The following is an 18,760-nucleotide window of genomic DNA, read 5'->3' on the forward strand; positions in this document are numbered from 1 at the left end:
ATCCCAACACCATGCTTTAGGAGAATTTTATGGCGACCGAATACATGACCGTTGCAGGAGGCTGCTTCTGGTGCGTAGAGGCAGTATTCAAGGATGTCATCGGAGTCGTTTCCGTCGAGAGTGGCTATACCGGCGGCAAAACGGTCAACCCTACGTATGAGCAGGTCTGTGAGGGTAATACCGACCATGCCGAAGCCATCCGTATTGGTTACGACCCTGACGTGATCAGCTATGGCGAGTTGCTCGATATTCACTTTGCAACCCATGACCCGACCCAGCTCAACCGACAGGGTAACGACATGGGTACGCAGTACCGTACTGCCCTGTTCCCGGCAAACCCCGAACAGGAAGCCGAGGCCAGAGCAGCGATTGCACGTGCACAGGAAGGTCTCTCAGCGCCCATCGTGACCACGATCGAGCCACTGGGGCCTTGGTATCCGGCAGAAGGATATCATCAGAACTATTGGGAAGAGCGTGGGCGCGCCAACCAGTACTGCATGGCGGTAATCCCACCCAAGCTTCAAAAGCTGCGCAAGAGCTTTGCCCAACGGTCCAAAACCTCGACCGAGGGCTGAGTTGTCCAGGGTAGCCCTTTTTGTGGCTGCCCTCTTCTTCCCTGTACTGGATTTTCTGCAGCCAAGCCACTACTATCCGTTTTTCTTTTCTTTCTGTCTTGCAAGGAGCCTGATCATGCGACGCGCTTTCACTCTTTGCAGGTCCTGCCAGGCGTAAACGCTTTCCTGCGCACTTAAGCGCACGCTTTGCCCGGCTCCGGCCTGCCTTTCCCTGAATTATTGTTTACCCATCAGGAACTGGTTATGGGCAATTGCATTCGTACTCTATCGGAACGCGTCAACCTTATCGCATCCGATAATCTCTGGATCGAAGGTACTGCGATACAGCAGTTGGAAACTACTGCCAGATTGACTGGCATGGTCCGGGTCTCCGGCATGCCGGACCTTCACCCAGGCCGTGGCTACCCAGTAGGCGCCGCGTTCTTCTCTGAAAATGTTATCTATCCAGCCCTGGTTGGAAATGATATCGGCTGCGGCATGGCGCTCTGGCAGACTGATATCCGAGCTGGCAAGCTGAACCTCGACAAACTCGAACGGCGCCTGGGCAGTATCGACGGGCCACTGGACAACAGTTGGGCCGAAGACGTAAAGGCCTTTTCGCTTTCCAGGACAGGCCATGAAGCCTCTCTGGGCACGATTGGCGGGGGCAATCACTTTGCCGAGCTTCAAGCCATCGATACCGTTCATGACGAAACGCTGGTCGCTTCACTGGGGCTGGATCGAAAAACCCTGCTTCTGCTTGTGCACAGCGGATCGCGAGGCTATGGCGAGTCGGTTTTGCGCAGGCATGTCGAGGTGTTTGGGCACGCCGGTCTCGATCCCAAGTCGCCCGAAGGGCTCGAGTATCTGGCACTGCACGACCAAGGCCTGCGCTATGCAGAAGCCAATCGCCAGCTTATCGCCAGACGACTCCTGGCGAATCTGCGTGCAAAGGGTTGTCAGGTGCTGGATATCAACCACAATCTTGTGTCCTCAGCCACCCTTGACGGTGTGCAGGGCTGGCTGCATCGCAAGGGCGCCACTCCGGCCGACGTGGGACCTGTCATCATTCCGGGCTCTCGTGGGTCCTATAGCTGGCTGGTCAAACCGATTCCTTCGGCAATCAGTCTCTTTTCCCTCGCCCACGGTGCCGGCAGAAAATGGCTCAGGACAGAATGCCGTGATCGGTTATCCAACCGCTTCTCGTTCGATCAATTGAAGCGCACGTCCCTAGGCAGCCGGGTAATCTGTGAGGACAAGGCGTTGATGTACGAGGAAGCGCCAGAAGCGTACAAGGACATCGACAGCATCATTGAAACCCTGCAAGGTGCTTCACTGGTCACGGTCATAGCCCGGCTTAAACCGGTGCTGACCTACAAGCGACGGGGGTGCTGCCCGTGATACTCCTGCAACTCTCATCGGCCCAAGGCCCGGCCGAGTGCGAGCTGGCCGTAACCAGGGCGCTTCGTCTTCTGGAAAAAGAAGCCGAACGCGAGGATGTGCTGCTGTCAGTGGTTGAACAAGCGGATGGCGAGCACCGCGGCACCGTTAGCTCTGCACTTGTGGTATTGGAAGGCGAGCGCAGCGAGTCACTGGCCGGCCGATGGAACGGTAGCCTACTCTGGATATGCCAAAGTCCTTACCGGCCCCAGCATGGCAGAAAGAACTGGTATTTTGGCGCAAGAGTATTTGCGCCACCTGCACCAGCCTCCTCAGGACCCATACGCTTCGAATACGTGCGGGCCTCAGGGCCTGGTGGTCAGCACGTGAACAAGACGGACTCTGCCGTTCGGGCTACTCATGTGCAGAGCGGGCTTTCGGTTAAGATGCAAAGCGAGCGCAGCCAGCATGCCAACAAGCGCCTGGCAATGGCATTGATTGAGCAAAAACTTGCGCAGTACGCCGAGGACGCCCAGGCAGCTCAGCGACTGGATAGACGCTTGTTCCATCATGAGATTGAGCGCGGTAACCCGGTTCGTACATTTCGCGGAATGCGTTTCACTGAAAAGTGAGGGATTGAGCGGCAAGCGTATAGCTTGCCGCTCTTGTATGAGCCTTCAAGTCCAACGTCAGTTTGCAACAGCGTATCAAACTTTGGTTGAATTTCGCCTCATCCGAACAGTGGCCCATCATGTCCAGAGGGAGTACAGAGGAATACTTTGCCGAGTGGTAACGGCTCAGCAATAGCTCTGGATACCCACGACAGAACGCATACAAGAAAAGCGCAAGCCGTTAAGATGGCGCTCTGCTTCATTGTTGGCCTCGAAGGTAATGGCAAGAAAATCATCGAAAACCGCCTCCGGGCCCTCTTCTGGTACTCCCGCCCTGACCTTGATTGATGTCGCCAAGGTGGCGGGTGTCTCACCCATTACGGTTTCCCGAGCACTCCATCGCCCAGAGATCGTAAGCGAGGCCGCCCGGGAAAAGGTCTTGGCCGCCGTCAAAGCCACCGGATATGTTCCCAATATGTTGGCGGGAGGCCTGGCTTCGAATAAAAGTCGGCTGGTCGCCATCTTCCTGCCGACAATTGCACATTCTATTTTTGCCGACACGGTACAGGCCTTGATCGATCAGCTGACCGCGTCTGGCTACCAGACGATGATAGGTCTGACCGGCTACTCTCCCGAACAGGAAGAGCAGCTTTTGGCAGCTGTGCTCGGTCGGCGGCCTGACGGGATTGTACTGACTGGCACACTTCACACCGAAGAAAGTCGTGAACGACTGTCCCGCTCCTCCATTCCGGTAGTTGAAGCATGGGAGCTAGGAACCGAGCCAATCGACATGCAAATCGGCTTTTCCCATGAAGCCGTTGGGCGCGCTATGGCCGATTATCTCTATGGCAAAGGGTATCGTCAGTTTGGACTGGTTTCGGTCGACGACATACGAGCTCTAAAGCGTGGACGTGCCCTGCTGGACCAACTGGCGTCGTTAGGCATTACGGATGTACCTGTCGAGATCATGCAAACGCCTGCCACGCTGTTAAGTGGTCGTGAAGGTTTGCGCCAGCTCAAGGGGCGTGGCTCGCTTCCTGAAGTGGTGGTATGCAGTTCCGATACAGTCGCCCAGGGCATTCTGGCAGAAGCGGCCAGTCAGGGGATCAAGGTGCCTGAAGAACTGGCCGTTCTAGGATTTGGCGACCTATCCAGCGCGGCTCATGTATACCCCGCACTCTCGACTGTGAATGTTGATGGTGCCCGAATGGGCAAGCTCATTGCGAAGGCCCTGCTGGCGCGCTTTCAAAATCCTGACCAATATACCGAGCCGGTACAGTTGGACACTGGGTTCACAATTGTGGAACGCTCCACAACCTGATTCAACGGCAGGCGGCTATTCGTCAGCCTCTTGCACTTTAATGATTGCGCAATCACATCAAGATCGGTTATCAATAGACACAACCGATTGGTCTGATAGTGCCTTTAATGATTGCGCAATCAGCCAAGGCACCATCTGATCACTATAAAAAGGACAACAACTGTGAAACATACCGAACCGCGTACTCAGTTCCCCCTTCCCTCTCGCTTATTGCCTGTTACCCACTCAGGTGCATAGCTCCAGCTCGCTTCCTTTCTGCCACACCGCGCTACGGGGTGAGGCTAATCATCGACAACAATAAATATCGAGGTGAACGTTATGGGCGATACACGGCAAACCCGGGTCCGCTATCTGATTCTCCTGATGCTGTTCCTGGTAACAACGATCAACTATGCGGATAGAGCCACCATTTCGATTGGCGGCTCCAGTATGCAAAAGGATTTGGGAATCGATGCCGTCACGCTCGGCTACATTTTCTCTGCCTTCGGTTGGGCTTATGTGCTGGGTCAGATCCCGGGGGGCTGGCTACTTGACCGTTTCGGTTCAAAACGCGTTTACGCCACGGGTATTTTCATCTGGTCACTGTTTACTCTGCTTCAGGGCTTTGTTGGCATGATGCCTGTAGCCTGGGCCGTGGTTACGCTGTTCGTTCTACGTTTTCTGGTGGGATTTGCCGAAGCGCCTTCATTTCCGGGTAACGCCCGCATCGTTGCGGCCTGGTTCCCCACTGCAGAGCGCGGTACCGCTTCGGCCGTGTTCAACTCTGCACAATACTTCGCAACGGCATTGTTTGCACCGCTAATGGGCTGGATCGTTTACAGCTTCGGCTGGGAACATGTATTTGTTGTCATGGGTGTATTGGGCATCATTTTCTCCGGCATCTGGATGAAAACGATCTATAACCCCAAGGATCATCCACGGGCGAATGCGGCGGAAATTGCACACATCGAAAAGAACGGTGGTCTGGTCGACATGGACCAGACACGTGGTACCAACAACGGCCCCAAATGGCACTACATCAGCCAACTGCTGACCAATCGCATGATGCTGGGTGTTTATCTCGGCCAGTATTGTATCAATGCTATCACCTACTTTTTCCTGACCTGGTTCCCGGTCTATCTTGTCCAGGAGCGTGGGATGACCATCCTAAAGGCTGGTTTCATTGCCTCTTTGCCGGCAATCTGCGGTTTTATCGGGGGTGTACTGGGCGGCATCATTTCCGACTGGCTGCTGCGTCGCGGCAATACACTGACCTTCTCCCGTAAACTGCCGATCGTGTGTGGGCTACTGCTATCCACCTCAATGGTGTTCTGTAACTATGTGGATGCCGAATGGATGGTAGTTGGCTTCATGACGCTGGCTTTCTTCGGAAAGGGATTAGGTGCACTGGGTTGGGCGGTTGTATCGGACACGTCACCCAAGCAGATTGCAGGCCTTTCAGGTGGTCTCTTCAACACGTTCGGTAACATCGCCTCTATTACCACGCCCATTATCATTGGCTACATCATTGCGGTAACGGGCTCGTTCCGCTGGGCGTTGGTGTATGTAGGTGCCAACGCGCTAGTCGCAGTCTTCAGTTACCTGTTCATCGTTGGCAAGATACAGCGTGTCGAGCTGCGCGATGAGAATGGCAAGCAATTGGCGGATACGTCGGTTCCTGCACCCGCCTCGGCCTGATCCAGCAAGGACCGGCTGAATAAGCCGGTCCTCCAATCAGATCGCTATACAGGCAAAGGGCGCCGTTGGACGCCCTTTGCTGTCTTTGTTACTTATGCCGCTTCGTCATTCAGTGCAGGACGCGCTTCACTGGCAATGGTAATGCGCTTTGGCTTTGCTTCTTCCGGCACCCGGCGAACCAGATCAATATTGAGCAAGCCATTGCGTAGGCTGGCGCCTTTGACCTCAATGTGCTCATCGAGCCGGAAGGACAGCCTGAAGGCACGCTGGGCAATACCTTGGTGCAGGTAGGTCACACCTTCAGCGGTGTGCTCACGCCGATCGGCACTTATTGTCAGCACACCACGCTCGACCTGAATATCCAGATCGTCTTCATGCAGGCCCGCTGCCGCAATCACGATGCGATAGTCGTTTTCGCCGTGCTTCTCGACATTGTAAGGCGGATAGCCTGGTACCGAATCACGTAGCGCCGACTCAAATAGATCATTGAAACGATCAAAGCCAACAGTGCTACGGAACAAAGGTGCAAGGGATAAACCAGTCATGATGAATCTCCTGAAGATCAGCAAGTTTCGATAACCCGGGACCCGATTTCGGCATCCCGCATGACCTTACATAAGGATAGTGAAAATACTTTCAAGCGGCCTTCCGACGAACGGAAAACCCAGTAAACCGTTGTTTTTCAACTGTTTATTTTTATCGCCCCATTGATGTCGTAGGTTTCAGCAAGGTCGAGCTACCCTTGGGTTTGCGAAATACCAGGATGTTGCCCAGCAGTACCAGCGCCAGCCCAAACAGTGCAGGCCATGTCCATTGGTATCCTTCCATCCATGCCGAGATGTTAAGGGCAACCACCGGAAAAAGGACGGTGCAATAGGCCGCCCGCTCAGCACCCAGACGGCCAACCAGAGTCAGGTAGGCGGTAAATCCGATCACTGAGCCAGGAACGGCCAGATAGACCAGCGAACTGATGTAGCGCGTACTAAGGTCGACTGTAAAAGGTACCCCCTGTACAAGGCAGATCACCAATAGAATCAAGGCGCCGTACAACATGCCCCAGGCATTGCTCGTCAACGGGCGGATACCCACGCGCTGCTGCAGACTCGAAATCATGTTGCCCGCTGAAAAGCACAGTGTTCCTAACAAGGAGAGCCCAAGACCTAGCCAAGTCTCATGGCTTGCCGTGTGGCTGCCCAGTTCCGGCCAGAACAACAGGGCGAGCCCCAGCAAACCCAATGCGCCCCCGGCCAAAACGTTAGCCGCGATGGCTTGCTTGAACCACAGGCGTGCGTTGAGGGCGTTCCAGAGTGTGGCGGTTGAAAACACTACGGCAATCAGCCCACTGGCTATGTACTGGCTGGCCGAGTAAAAGCAGATGAAGTTCAGGCAGAACAGGCAAACACCTTGAGCCATGCAGAACAGCTGGCCGCGTTGATCCAATGGCTGTAGGCGACGGGTCGGTATCAGGATTAGAAACAGGACCAGCGCTGCAAGGGCGAAGCGATAGGCAATCGAAAGCGGAATGGCTACGGATTCGATCTGAAACTTGATGGCAATCCAAGTGGTGCCCCAGATCAGAACAGTCAACAGATAAAGCGTAAGGTTCATGGTGGTCTCCAGCGGTCAGGAAACCAGTGTGGTGAGTCAGTCCGTTGAAGGGTTGCACATTCTTGCGCTTTTTATTCTGGCATGCGGTTCGCGCCTCTCATAAGCCTTATGATGTGAGCCCAGGAGATGTGATCATGCAGCAAGCCGACGACTTTCAAGTGTTTCGTACCTTAGACCAGGCCTCCAATGCACACCGTCTACGTCATACTGCGCTGGGCAATGGCATGGCGTTGGCGCAGTGGTATCGCAGCGATGCCGACGTGCTGGGTTACAGCAGCCCGGATCATCACACTTTGTCGCTTTATCTGGAAGGTGGCTGGCAGACGTTTCGCCTTGACCAGCCGGGCCACTATGGGGCGCCTGACCGATTCTGTGTTCTGCCAGCCGGACACGACTCTGACTGGTCAGTTACGCAAGGGCTGGGTTTCATGCATCTGTACGTCACCCCTGAGCAGTTGATGCTGGAAACCATCCGGGTTCTGGACAAGGAACCCCGGGCGATCCATCTGCAGGAACGCACATACATGGAGGATCCTGCACTCGTGGCCATCTGCCGTGCGCTGGAACGCAGTGACTGGCAGGAACCTGGAGAGCGCCTGCTGTGCTCGAGCCTGGCGCACGAAGCGGTCAGCCATCTGCTGCTCAATGGGTGCGGGCCGCGCCAGGAGGTCCACTGGCGCGGCGGCCTTTCACCATCAGTCAGACGACGCATCCGCGACTATATTGATACTCATCTGGATAAACCGCTTGAGCTGGCGACACTGGCTGAAGAAGCGGCCTTGTCGACCTTTCACTTCAGCCGCATGTTCACGCTTTCATTCGGTATGCCGCCTCACCGTTATGTACTGGCGCGGCGATTAGCCAAGGCTCGAGAGCTGCTGGTGAATACTACGTTGCCGCTTGCTCAGATTACGCTGGATTGTGGCTTTTCCAGCGCCAGTCACCTGAGCCGCCGGTTTGCTCAGGTACATGGCGCAACACCGGGACAATATCGTACCGTCCTCTCACGCACAGGTTGAAGTGCTAGAGGTCAGCCGTCCTGCCCAAAGACTGATCTCAAAGCCGCTCTGGCAGGCGGTCCTCTATAAAGCAGCTATGCTTTAAGTAAACCTCAACTGGGTTACGTCAAATGGATGTACATGATGCTGAAACATCACAGCGTTACCCCCCCATTGCGCTTGTAGCGGAAGATGAGGTCATGCTTCGTGAGCTAATGATCGACGTGTTACAAAACGAAGGTTTTGAAGTAGCGGCGTTTGGTACGGCTGACGAGGCCCTGAACTTTCTGGAGGGCAAAGCGCTATTGGTAAGTGTGGTCGTATCGAATGTGAGAATGCCCGGACACATCAACGGCATCGACCTGGCGCATATCGTTTCAAAACGCTGGCCCTTTCTTCCAATCGTCTTGATGTCTGGCTATACCGGCCTGGAAATACAACTACCTAAGGATGTGCCTTTTCTACGCAAGCCCTGGACAATCGACCAACTGGCCACTGCTGTCAAAGAGATGAGGCGCTAAGCTAAGCAGCGCTTTCTGATTACAGCCTTTCCTGAATGATGTCAGGCTTCTTCCAGTGCTGAGTACTGTTGGTATCTGACCTCCATCCAGACTAATAGATGGATTGATCCTATGCTCCTCGGTTGACGCAACTTCTGCCTGGATCGTCTGAAGCGCTTTACCTGCCTAGCTAGTTTTTAGATAGGTTTCGTTAGTCTGGTCAGCAGTGAGTTTTATATGCGCTTCAATAACCTCTGAAAAAGGTAAAGCAAGCCGGCAAGCGCCTAACTCTTCGGGTGTAGATTGCTACCCTGAATGCTGTGGGCAGCCTGGTAACGCAAGGTATAGGAATAGCCATAGCGCCTGAAGCAACATATCTCTATAGTCAGCTGAAAAGAAGCCCTCAATGGTTAAGCCTGGGCGACCCGGTTATTGTATTTATGTACCTACTGCTTTGATATCCTCTCTCCATACGCAGCCGAGCTGGCGAAGCACATTCTACTGAGCTGCAAGTCTTTCCATTGGCCAGTTTGTTACTGGCTAATGGATCTGAGGATAACGCTCAACAATCAAGTTGGGTTATGAACAAAGCCAGGAGCGGCTCAACAATAGCAGCTGCTTTACCAAGCACTTGGGCACCAGACAGGTAACATCCACCAAGCTCTCTTAGCGATTCACGTTGACGACAAGCCGCCCGCGTATCTTGCCCTGAAGCAAATCAGTGGATGCACTAATAGCCTCCCCTAGCGTAATTTCGCGTGTTATTTCAGACAGCATAGATAAATCGAGATCTGTCTGCAGGCGGTTCCAGGCCTCCACACGCCGCTCGTAGACCTGGGTGACGCTATTGATACCTAGCAGACTTACCCCGCGAAGAATGAAAGGCGCTACGGTTGCGGGCAGGTCCATACCCTGTGCTAGACCACAGGCGGCTACCGCTCCTTCTGCCCGAGTGGCAGCACAGACATTTGCAAGCGTATGGCTACCCACTGAATCAATAGCTCCAGCCCAGCGCTCTTTGGAGAGCGGACGGCCCGGCTCAGACAGTTCGTTGCGGTTGATAACCGATTGGGCGCCAAGCTTTTTAAGGTACTCCGACTCCTCGGGTCTCCCTGTGGCAGCAATGACCGAATAACCGTTACGAGCTAGCAGAGAAACGGCGAAACTACCAACGCCACCATTAGCACCTGTTACCAGGATGTCTCCTTTATCAGGTGTGATTCCATGTCGCTCCAGCGCCATTAGACAAAGCATGGCAGTGTATCCGGCAGTACCGATTGCCATGGCCTGGTGTTCGTCGAGCCCGGACGGTAGCGGGATCAGCCAATCACCCTGTACGCTGGCCTTTTGAGCCAGTCCACCCCAATGACTTTCACCAACGCCCCATCCATTGAGCAGCACTCGGTCTCCAGCCTTGTACCGTGGATGAGTACTTTCCTTAACGATCCCGGCAAAGTCTATTCCAGGCACCATGGGAAATTTGCGCACGACAGGGCTGTTCCCTGTTATAGCCAGTCCGTCCTTGAAGTTCAGCGTGCTATAGGAAACACGTACCGTTACATCCCCTTCAGGAAGCTGGTCTTCGCTCATGTCAGCCAGCCGAGCGTTATAGGTTGATGCATTTTTGTCGATGAGAATTGCTTTAAACATCATGTCTCCTATTTAGACCGATCGTCTTTAATTAGGCAGCAGCAGTTATGCTTTGATGCCTTTCAGAAAGCCCTCAATAAAACAGTCGAGAGGCTGCACCGTCTGAGACAGTCGTGCACGTAGCACAGCGCCTTCCCAGCCAATCCAGAAGTAAGCAGCCAAATCATCACAATGACATCCAGACCGCAGCTGTCCCTTCTTTGCTGCCTCACGAAGGCAGTCAGCTAAACGCCGTTGCCAATCAAGCAAGGTCGCTTCTAGCTGGGAGCGAAAACTATCCGGCAGAACGAGTACTTCCTGTCCAAGATTGCCAACCAAACAGCCGCGTCGAAACTCGTACCTGGCCATACCGACTTTGGCATCCTCTACAAAGTTCTTTAGCCGCTGTATGGGATCAACGCTTTCATCCAATAACCAGCGGTCAAGCTTACGCGCGAAGTAAGCTGCGTAGCTCCTGAGCACTGCCTGCCCAAAGGCTTCCTTGCTATCGAAATAATGATAAAACGAGCCTTTAGGCACCTGTATTCGTTTAAGGACTAAATCAATGCCTGTGGCGGCAAAGCCTTGCTCGGTAAAGATTTCCATACCCGCATGGATCAAAGCGTCACGCGTATCGGCGTGCTCTCGGGGAATCTTAGGTGGCCGGCCTCGGCGGGCCGGTAAGGTACTGGTAGTCATGCCCCCATATTAGACCGATCGTCTTTAAAGTCAATTTAGACTACTGGGAAATTATTTTGCGCTTATAAATGAGGCAGAAGCCTATTCAATGGCTTTGCATGCTATGGCTGTCCGTGCACCTACATTGTTTTAACTTTATGCATCAGGGATGTACCTAAGACTATAGGGGCCGAGGCTTAGGTATGAAAAACGGCAGGGGCGCGGCGATAAGCATGGCGCTGATAAAGCGTTGTGCTGACGTTGTCAGCAATCTCAAAGAAAGCAAACTTCTTTAAATCCGAACACATACTTTTATGCCAGCGCGGCAGTTACATAGGCTATTGCCACAAGACGGCTACTTCCTTGGCACAGCTACATTCAAAAAATACACGGCTGACCTGGTACGATCTGTTTAAGCTTTAAAGCCTTAATGTATGGGTACCACAGTCAATATCGAAAGGATGAGCTCATGAGTGCGCGTATCGAGATTGCAATTAACCCAAAAGAAAATGAGCGCTCGGCTATCCTTAAACCCTTACGGGCTCATAATCATTCTAAAGCGGGTGATCCGAAACCAGAGTCAATCGCGCTACTAGTCCGCGATGAGGACACCAATGAAATCATTGGGGGGCTCTATGGGGAAATATACTATCGTTGGCTATTCATCGAGTTGCTAGCCATACCTGAAGAAACAAGGGGCCAAGGCATAGGTTCACGCCTGGTGGACATGGCCGAAGACGTTGCGCGTGAAAGAAGTTGCGTCGGAATCTGGCTCGATACTTTTGACTTTCAGGCACCGGGTTTCTACCAAAAACATGGTTTCACTGAATTTGGTCATCTTGATAGTTTTCCACCAGAGCATACACGCTTCTTTTTTCAAAAAAGACTGTCCTAACGTGCTCACTTTTTCCCTTGAAGCAAGCACACCGAATAAACATCCTGTCCAACCTTGCTGATGGCAAAGTGTCGGTATTGCTGACATTTGCAGCTGTCACTATATTCAAGACATGCATATAACTCAGCTCACCTCGACCGCTACCACCACGACCGCTATAGGCGGGCCGTGCAAGGTGTCGTGAGCAAGAGATAGCGAGCGAATCCAAAGGCCCCGCCAGTGATGGTAGGGGCTTTTTATTTGTCCTTACGTCACTGGCCAACGTAAGGACATAATCCATGCACGCACTCTTGATCCTCGATATGCAGGTAGGCCTGTTTCAAGGTCCAGACAAACCCTGGCTTGGCGATCGTCTACTTTCCACCCTAAATGACCTTATCTATCGAGCTCAAAAAGCGGGCTCTCCCGTTTTCCTTGCGAGGCATACAGGCGCTGCTGGTAGTCCGATTGAGCCGGGTAGCCCTCTCACTCAGTTGGTAAATGGACTGGCTCTTGAAGGCTCCGAAATTATTTTTGATAAAACCAGACCCAATGCGTTTGCTTTTACCGATCTGGCCGAACAGCTCCGATCAAAAGGCGTTGATACTGTTGTAATTGCGGGCATGAAGACTCAGTACTGTATCGATAGCACCTGCCGCGCAGTACGGGATTTAGGGTTCGAGGCTATCCTTATAGAGGATGGACATACCTGCTCAGATACGCCAGTGATGAGCGCTAACGCTATTATTGACCATCATAACGCGACACTCGTGGGTGCCTTTTGCCAGGTCATGAAAGCCACAGAATGCGAGTTCAAATAAGCAATCTGTCCATTTGGATAGGGTTGCAGCGGGTTTATACGGCTCGCTGCAATGCTCCAGTGCCTGTCGTCACTGGGGTATACCTCTGAGGCTGCACACTTGGCTGAGCTGCATTTACGGTAATACCTCTTAAGCGAGGCTGATAGGGCCGCGTACTTTGATGTTCCTCGGAGTGCTTTCTAGAATTTGTTACTTACCGCTTATCCTATAAAAAGGGTATACCCAACTTTTAAGGAACTCCGTACAGCCTTTTCCCTTCCGATCTCTTGAAGGGTGATTGTTCCGATCAGCCAGGCAAGTCCTAACCATTGTGGAGAAAGACATGACAGCTAAAAACGACAATCCAGGTAACTTCGCTAACGATCGTGAGAAAGCCTCTGAAGCAGGCAAGAAAGGCGGTCAAAACAGCGGTGGCAACTTTGCCAATGATCGCGAGAAAGCCTCTGAAGCGGGCAAGAAAGGTGGCGAGCATAGCCATGGCGGCGGTCGTCAGTAAGAGATGACATGAGCGGGGGCATAAGCTCCCGCTCTGTTATGAATCTATCCATCCCCTGCTCTCGGCTCAATAAAGCCTGCTTTTCTTAGTCTTACCGCTTAAATGCCTTTAAAGCCTTTTGCTCTCGCTTTTTTCCGGCAGGGATTTGCTCATGCTGTCTCGCAAGCCGTTATCAGGATCTGAGATGGAAGAAGAGGCTGGGCTTGTATTTGAGCTATTTGGCCGAAATCCGATGTGCATGCTCGCTGAGTTGAGCGTTCGTAAAATGAGCAAGGCTTAGGTTGTTGCGCACGGCAGGCCAACTCTCTGGTCCTAACCCTTATGTCCCAGCCAGGAATAAGGCCGATGAAATTGGATGCCGATATACGTAACATCGTAGTGATTGGGGCCTCCGCTGGAGGGGTCCAGGCATTGACCACGCTATTCCAGAGTCTTCCTCCTGTCCTTCCTGCCGCGTTCCTGGTAGTTCTTCATATACCCGCTTATGCACCCAGCGTGCTACCCGAGGTTCTTTCTCGCGTGACACAGATGCGGGTTGTGCCTGCCGATGACAGTCAGCCGCTCGAAGCTGGGAGCGTCTATGTGGCTACGTCAGATCGTCACCTGATGCTTGAAGAAGAAGGGCTACGTGTTACACGAGGCCCGAAGGAATGCCGGGTACGCCCAGCGATAGACGTTCTATTTCGCTCAGCCGCGGTAAGTCATGGTGCACGTGTAATCGGTGTCATTCTTACAGGGGCGCTTGACGATGGAACCGCAGGTCTCTGGGCGATTAAAGACAGAGAGGGCTTGGCTTTGGTACAGGATCCATCCGAGGCGATGCACGAATCAATGCCTGAAAGCGCCATAAAGCATGTGAAGGTTGATTTCATAGGCCCTATCGAGGCACTGGCTCAGCAGATAGTTAGGGCTGTGGGCACGCAGATAGATAGGCAGCATGCCCGTCCCGCCAGGGGCGGACACGTGATTGAGAAGCTGATTGAACTCAAGGGCAACGGCCTCGAAGCGGGTGTAATGTCCCTAGGTGCAGTATCAAAATATACTTGTCCCGAGTGTCATGGCGTCCTGGTACAGATCGAAGAAGGTTCTATTATCAGGTTTCGATGTCATACCGGACACGCCTTTTCGATGAAAACGCTCATTGCTGAGGTTAACGAGGCCATTGATAACGGGCTCTGGGACACCTTGCGTGCGGTTGAAGAACGCATCGTCCTGCTCAGGCAAATGGCCGAGCTTGCAGACCGCGCAGGCTCGCACGATGAGGCTGCGCAGTGCCGCTATCAGGCAGACGAATCGGAGAAGCGGCTACAGCCGCTACGTGAGCTGGTACTGGACTCAGGCTTTTTCGGCCATGACCAGATGGGGTAAAGATAGCAAAACGACTCTGTATAGAGCTGGTCGCATGAGAGCCAAAGCCTGCTTAACGTTATGGGCAGCGATGTACAACGTGCCAAGCCATCTTTTGGTCAGTGTCAGCTTATGGGGCCTTCAAAATTTCCTTGATTTTGCTGGCAAGTGCTTCGATTGCAAAAGGCTTGGTAATAATTTCCATGTTGGGTGCAAGATAACCGCTCACATTGGAGCCTTCCGCATAGCCAGTCGCAAAGAGAACCTTCAGGTTCGGTCGGCTTAAACGGGCAAAGTCAGCAAGCTGACGTCCATTCATGCCTGGTAGCCCTACATCAGAGATCATCAGATCAATGCGCTGATCACTTTCTAAAAGAGGGATAGCCTCTTGAGCATCTGCAGCTTGAAGCGCCCGATAGCCTAACTCATCCAGTACCTCTACGATGAGCGAGCGAACCACTGCCTCATCTTCAATGACCAGTACGATCTCACCACTTCCTAACGGTGCCACCCTGTTTTTCTCTGCTGACAAAGTATTTGCGTCACCTTTATGGCAAGGCATATACAAGTGAACACTGGTTCCATTTCCAGGCTCAGAGAGAATCTGAACGGACCCTTTGGCCTGTTTTAGATAACCATACACCATGGATAACCCTAGCCCTGTTCCTTGACCGATAGGCTTGGTGGTGTAAAAGGGCTCGAAGACCTTAGCTAACACATCAGGCGCCATTCCCATACCGGTATCTGTTACCGTCAACTGTATGTATTGGCCCTCCTTGAGCTCAGCCCATCTGGCCACCTGGTCACTCTTTACGTCGAAAGCGGCAGTCGAAATGGTGATAGTGCCGCCGTGCGGCATAGCATCCCGTGCGTTAATCACAAGGTTAATCAGGGCGCTCTCGAGTTGATTGGCATCCATGCAGGCCAGAGGAAGGCCTGCGCTTAGCGCTGTTACAACCTTGATATTTTCCCCAGTCGTACGGTTAAGCAGATCCTCTAACGAGGCTACCAGCTGGTTGACGTCAATCGCCTTGAGATCCAGTGTCTGACGCCGAGAAAAAGCCAGAAGGCGCTGAGTGAGCGCTGCCGCCCGTTGTGCCGAAGTTACGGCTGCGTTTATATAGCGCTCATCATCCTTCGAACTACCGGCACTGTGGCGCCGCTGCATCAGCTCCAGGCTACCAATGATCCCTGTGAGCAGATTATTGAAGTCATGGGCAATACCGCCGGTGAGTTGCCCCACTGCTTCCATTTTTTGGGCCTGATGGAGTGTTTCTTCCACACGAGTACGCTCGGCTACCTCGGAGGCAACACGCGCTTCCAATGTTTCATTGAGCTCACGCAAGGCGTTCTCAGCGTGCTTTCGAGCACTGATATCCACGCAAGTACCTGTTACATACGATGGATTGCCTGCGGCATCCCTGAAAACATTACCTTTACAGACCAGCCATCTTTCGTCCTGGTTACGCTGTAGTCGAAACTCAACTGTAAAATTGCTACCTTGCAGACATTGAGCAAAGGATCGGCGTACCTGCGCCTGGTCCTCTGGATGTACATAGCCGAGAAAGCGCTCTATAGCATTATGAGTAAGGGTATCCGGCAGTTTGAACAGCTGTTGCAGCGCGCTATCAAGGTAGAGGCTGTCTTCATCGATATACCAGTCAAAGATACCGGCTTCAGATGCCAGCAGGGCAGCACGAAAACGCTCATCAACAACCTTGAGGTTTGAATTGGAGCGTTGTTGTTCGACAACCTGCTCCGTCACATCTTCGGTCTGATGGATGATGTAGATGACCTCGCCCTTTTCATCCAGCACAGGCGTATTAAGCGGACTCCAGTAGCGTACTTCAAAGCCCCCACCCTGCGCTGCTGGCCGAGGAATATCATACTTGGTGATTGCCATGCGATCAGGCGCTCGGGTCTGTACCACACGCTCTAGCGAGGCGCGTAATACGCCTGCACCAAACTCTGTTCGCTCGTCCGGATTCTTTCCAAACACCTCGAATATCGATCGTCCTATGCAGTCCTCACGCCGCGTATTGGTTCCCCTAAGCCGCCCTTCGTTAGCAGCCAGCATGATGAACTCAGGACCTGTAGACAGGACCAGCACAAGGTGCGGAAGCGCTTCGAATAATGTCTGAAAATTTAGCTCTTGTTTCATCAAGACTCGCACTTTTGTCAGAGGTGAGCCAAGTAATGCGCCTGGATTTAGGCATTGCATTAATCAACCCGGTGTACTTGGCTGACCTTTAGAACGTTGCTTGTCAGGCCTTTAACTATCGATAGGGAAATCAGCGGTCAGTTCATTCATGCCGATAGCCGCACGAAGAAGCAGACAGGACTAAGGAAGACATGACATCGGCACCTCTTGATGACGGGAGGAGCACCAGGTTTATCGCCACCTGCAAACGTTCCGTTGATAAAGAGCTTGTCATCCAGGATCTCGCCTGTATTGAAATCTCGCTCCTTGCCTTTAAAGAATCGGCTCTCATGGGTCTTAACAAACCTGATTCCGCTGCACCTGCCTCTGTAGGAGCCATTTGGGTTGAGGCCGATGGAGTCGTCCATTGCTATCTTTGTGAACAATTAAGTCCTAGTTATTAGAGAAGAGCAATAGACTTAAGAACAGTTTACTTACCAGCGTAACGGTAAAGATAGCTTAGCCGTTTCTACTAATTAAGTAGATCGATCCTTTAGCTGTAAATAGGTCGGCGTTCCCATAGGGTATACCTTAATGCCTACACCGGAAAAAACCATTATAAATAGGACGTTATTATCAAGCATTGAGGAAACAGACGTCTAACAAACAAACTATGTTTGACTTGTTCTTATAACCGGTGTGTGCAAGTTACAAAGCTGATACCACATGAGTGGCATCAGCTTAGATGCGTTACCGTTGAGTAATAGAGACTATGTTGCCCATACCCGCTTGCGTAACAACAGTCGTATTTCCCTGGCCGCCTGGGTTGTATTCCTGAGTTTGACTGATGCTAACTCTGTTACCCTCACCGTTTTGTCTGACCGTGGCGGAATGACCTGCTGGGTCAAATGTAAAATGGTCGCTTTGTAACAGAGTAATCTCGTTAGCGCTGCCAAACTGGCTAACATCGGCATAATTATTACTGTCAGCCTGATCGATAGAGAGCAGGTTACTGTCACCTTCCTGAGCATATGCAACGGTTGAGCCTTCGCCACGGTGATCTATATCGACAGCGTTGTTATTGCCGACGGAACGCCCATAAAGCTGGCCACCTATCCCTTGCGAAACAACTGCATTATTGCCGTTGCCTTGCTGACTGAGGTTTACGGAGTTAAGACCTCCCTGGCTAACTGAAGCCGAGTTAGCATCGCCTTCTTGATAAAGGGCGACACTGTTCTGCCCGTAACGGCCCCCACCATTAATCACATCAGCCAAGTTATTGTTGCCATTTTGACTGATAGTGGAATCTGCTCCACCCGCTCCCCCAAAGCTCTGCCCCAGAGTTATCTGGTTACTGTTGCCCGTCTGCTCTACTTGCGCGGTTACGTAGTCAGTCTGAGAAACCGTCAGCTGATTATTATTACCCGTTGTAGTAGCAGTCAGAGTGTTATCACCATATACGCTTCCCTGATGAATATCATAGGTATTGTTGTTTCCTTCCTGATATAGCGTAGCGTTATTTGTGTAAAAACTTCCTTGCTGCTCAAGCTTTACAGTATTGCTGTCCCCTGATTGAGTTACTGATGCAGTGTGGCCTGCTTGCAGCTCAATATAATCGGGATGTTGATAGACAGAGGCAAGATTCCCATTACCGCTTTGATTAACATTGACCTCACTGCCATAGCCCTCCTGAAGAGTTTCTACGGAATTATTGTTCCCGCTCTGCACAACGGCAGACCGATGCGCATCACCCGTCTGGGTCTGTGTTGCCGTATTGCCTTCCCCGCTCTGTTCGAGCGTGACTTCATTGTTATTTCCATTCTGTGTCTGGGTGGCGGTGTGGCTAGCGGCTAGTGTGGTACCCGAGATAGCGAAAAGGACAGTTAGTGCCAGAGGCTTTAGCATAAACATGAGGTACTTTCCTTGTGAGACCAAAGATTTCGATTCGCTAAGTCGAAAGACGAAGCTAGAAATCTATAGACCAGCCTTATAAGGTCAGCAAATGGATGAGTACCCATTCGACTAACGGGCGGTAATGCACGGTCATTAAGTGTAGTCGCTGAGGCATACCCAGCGACTACAAATCTTTAATAACCATTACTGTCTAGCATCCGTTATTGGTTGAT

Annotated in this window: 16 protein-coding genes and 1 pseudogene; 11 read left to right on the plus strand and 6 right to left on the minus strand. The window is 52.3% G+C overall.

The features are described 5' to 3' along the window. Window positions 1-29 precede the first annotated feature (29 nt). The 5 genes from msrA (at window position 30) to JQR90_RS23135 (ending at window position 5,543) form a co-directional block, all read left to right on the plus strand. Window positions 30-575 (plus strand): peptide-methionine (S)-S-oxide reductase MsrA, encoded by a 546-nt coding sequence (gene msrA, locus JQR90_RS23115; protein WP_010798734.1) that lies wholly within the window; start codon window positions 30-32, stop codon window positions 573-575. Between the two features lie 243 nt (window positions 576-818). After that, on the plus strand, window positions 819-1,955 hold the full coding sequence (locus tag JQR90_RS23120) for an RNA ligase RtcB family protein (RefSeq protein ID WP_434140837.1): 1,137 nt from the start codon (window positions 819-821) through the stop codon (window positions 1,953-1,955). Further along, window positions 1,952-2,566 (plus strand): peptide chain release factor H, encoded by a 615-nt coding sequence (gene prfH, locus JQR90_RS23125; RefSeq protein ID WP_010798736.1) that lies wholly within the window; start codon window positions 1,952-1,954, stop codon window positions 2,564-2,566. Before JQR90_RS23120 ends, prfH begins: the two co-directional genes overlap by 4 nt. Window positions 2,567-2,825: 259 nt before the next feature. Continuing rightward, window positions 2,826-3,866 (plus strand): LacI family DNA-binding transcriptional regulator, encoded by a 1,041-nt coding sequence (locus tag JQR90_RS23130; RefSeq protein WP_010798737.1) that lies wholly within the window; start codon window positions 2,826-2,828, stop codon window positions 3,864-3,866. Between the two features lie 318 nt (window positions 3,867-4,184). Beyond that, a complete protein-coding gene (locus tag JQR90_RS23135) occupies window positions 4,185-5,543 on the plus strand; it encodes an MFS transporter (RefSeq protein WP_010798738.1) in 1,359 nt (452 codons plus the stop codon). Between the two features lie 92 nt (window positions 5,544-5,635). On the opposite strand, the gene JQR90_RS23140 is transcribed toward JQR90_RS23135, so the two are convergent. Then, window positions 5,636-6,088, minus strand: coding sequence for an Hsp20 family protein (locus JQR90_RS23140; protein WP_010798739.1), 453 nt, complete (start codon window positions 6,086-6,088; stop codon window positions 5,636-5,638). Window positions 6,089-6,239: 151 nt separating this feature from the next. After that, entirely contained in the window at window positions 6,240-7,151 is a 912-nt protein-coding gene (locus tag JQR90_RS23145; protein ID WP_073450659.1) for a DMT family transporter, read from the minus strand. Window positions 7,152-7,285: 134 nt separating this feature from the next. On the opposite strand from JQR90_RS23145, the gene JQR90_RS23150 reads away from it, so the two are divergent. Together JQR90_RS23150 and JQR90_RS23155 are read left to right on the plus strand one after the other, a co-directional pair. Then, entirely contained in the window at window positions 7,286-8,170 is an 885-nt protein-coding gene (locus JQR90_RS23150; protein ID WP_010798741.1) for an AraC family transcriptional regulator, read from the plus strand. Window positions 8,171-8,280: 110 nt separating this feature from the next. Then, window positions 8,281-8,670: a response regulator gene (locus JQR90_RS23155; protein ID WP_010798742.1), complete on the plus strand. Its 390-nt coding sequence runs from the start codon at window positions 8,281-8,283 to the stop codon at window positions 8,668-8,670. A gap of 645 nt (window positions 8,671-9,315) precedes the next feature. On the opposite strand, the gene acuI is transcribed toward JQR90_RS23155, so the two are convergent. Both acuI and acuR read right to left on the minus strand, forming a co-directional pair. Then, window positions 9,316-10,299 carry an acrylyl-CoA reductase (NADPH) gene (gene acuI / locus JQR90_RS23160; RefSeq protein ID WP_010798743.1) on the minus strand — a complete coding sequence of 328 codons (984 nt, stop codon included), beginning with the start codon at window positions 10,297-10,299 and terminating at the stop codon, window positions 9,316-9,318. Between the two features lie 45 nt (window positions 10,300-10,344). Continuing rightward, window positions 10,345-10,977, minus strand: a complete 633-nt coding sequence (acuR, locus tag JQR90_RS23165; RefSeq protein ID WP_010798744.1) for an acrylate utilization transcriptional regulator AcuR — start codon at window positions 10,975-10,977, stop codon at window positions 10,345-10,347. A gap of 448 nt (window positions 10,978-11,425) precedes the next feature. On the opposite strand from acuR, the gene JQR90_RS23170 reads away from it, so the two are divergent. The 4 genes and pseudogenes from JQR90_RS23170 (at window position 11,426) to JQR90_RS23185 (ending at window position 14,515) form a co-directional block, all read left to right on the plus strand. Beyond that, window positions 11,426-11,851, plus strand: coding sequence for a GNAT family N-acetyltransferase (locus JQR90_RS23170; RefSeq protein ID WP_404628006.1), 426 nt, complete (start codon window positions 11,426-11,428; stop codon window positions 11,849-11,851). Between the two features lie 278 nt (window positions 11,852-12,129). Beyond that, window positions 12,130-12,651 carry a cysteine hydrolase family protein gene (locus JQR90_RS23175; protein ID WP_407363574.1) on the plus strand — a complete coding sequence of 174 codons (522 nt, stop codon included), beginning with the start codon at window positions 12,130-12,132 and terminating at the stop codon, window positions 12,649-12,651. A gap of 346 nt (window positions 12,652-12,997) precedes the next feature. Next, window positions 12,998-13,147 (plus strand): annotated as a pseudogene (locus JQR90_RS23180) (general stress protein); the annotation flags it as partial. A gap of 345 nt (window positions 13,148-13,492) precedes the next feature. After that, the gene (locus JQR90_RS23185; protein ID WP_434140838.1) at window positions 13,493-14,515 is read left to right on the plus strand and encodes a chemotaxis protein CheB; all 1,023 of its coding nucleotides are present in this window, start codon (window positions 13,493-13,495) and stop codon (window positions 14,513-14,515) included. A gap of 109 nt (window positions 14,516-14,624) precedes the next feature. Here the strand turns inward: JQR90_RS23185 and JQR90_RS23190 are convergent, their stop codons facing one another. Then, the gene (locus JQR90_RS23190) at window positions 14,625-16,655 is read right to left on the minus strand and encodes an ATP-binding protein (protein ID WP_434140839.1); all 2,031 of its coding nucleotides are present in this window, start codon (window positions 16,653-16,655) and stop codon (window positions 14,625-14,627) included. 729 nt (window positions 16,656-17,384) lie between these two features. Next, window positions 17,385-18,545 (minus strand): hypothetical protein, encoded by a 1,161-nt coding sequence (locus JQR90_RS23195; RefSeq protein WP_010798751.1) that lies wholly within the window; start codon window positions 18,543-18,545, stop codon window positions 17,385-17,387. Window positions 18,546-18,760 lie beyond the last annotated feature (215 nt).

This window comes from Pseudomonas sp. JZ114 (assembly GCF_051027705.1).
GTDB lineage: Bacteria > Pseudomonadota > Gammaproteobacteria > Pseudomonadales > Pseudomonadaceae > Chryseomonas > Chryseomonas luteola.

Coding starts and splice junctions, on each gene's coding strand:
- msrA (WP_010798734.1), top strand. CDS start 30: ATGGCGACCGAATACATGACCGTTGCAGGAGGCTGCTTCTGGTGCGTA.
- JQR90_RS23120 (WP_434140837.1), top strand. CDS start 819: ATGGGCAATTGCATTCGTACTCTATCGGAACGCGTCAACCTTATCGCA.
- JQR90_RS23145 (WP_073450659.1), bottom strand. CDS start 7,151: ATGAACCTTACGCTTTATCTGTTGACTGTTCTGATCTGGGGCACCACT.
- acuI (WP_010798743.1), bottom strand. CDS start 10,299: ATGTTTAAAGCAATTCTCATCGACAAAAATGCATCAACCTATAACGCT.
- JQR90_RS23140 (WP_010798739.1), bottom strand. CDS start 6,088: ATGACTGGTTTATCCCTTGCACCTTTGTTCCGTAGCACTGTTGGCTTT.
- JQR90_RS23185 (WP_434140838.1), top strand. CDS start 13,493: ATGAAATTGGATGCCGATATACGTAACATCGTAGTGATTGGGGCCTCC.
- JQR90_RS23190 (WP_434140839.1), bottom strand. CDS start 16,655: ATGAAACAAGAGCTAAATTTTCAGACATTATTCGAAGCGCTTCCGCAC.
- JQR90_RS23175 (WP_407363574.1), top strand. CDS start 12,130: ATGCACGCACTCTTGATCCTCGATATGCAGGTAGGCCTGTTTCAAGGT.
- JQR90_RS23130 (WP_010798737.1), top strand. CDS start 2,826: ATGGCAAGAAAATCATCGAAAACCGCCTCCGGGCCCTCTTCTGGTACT.
- JQR90_RS23195 (WP_010798751.1), bottom strand. CDS start 18,545: ATGTTTATGCTAAAGCCTCTGGCACTAACTGTCCTTTTCGCTATCTCG.
- JQR90_RS23170 (WP_404628006.1), top strand. CDS start 11,426: ATGAGTGCGCGTATCGAGATTGCAATTAACCCAAAAGAAAATGAGCGC.
- JQR90_RS23150 (WP_010798741.1), top strand. CDS start 7,286: ATGCAGCAAGCCGACGACTTTCAAGTGTTTCGTACCTTAGACCAGGCC.
- JQR90_RS23135 (WP_010798738.1), top strand. CDS start 4,185: ATGGGCGATACACGGCAAACCCGGGTCCGCTATCTGATTCTCCTGATG.
- JQR90_RS23155 (WP_010798742.1), top strand. CDS start 8,281: ATGGATGTACATGATGCTGAAACATCACAGCGTTACCCCCCCATTGCG.
- acuR (WP_010798744.1), bottom strand. CDS start 10,977: ATGACTACCAGTACCTTACCGGCCCGCCGAGGCCGGCCACCTAAGATT.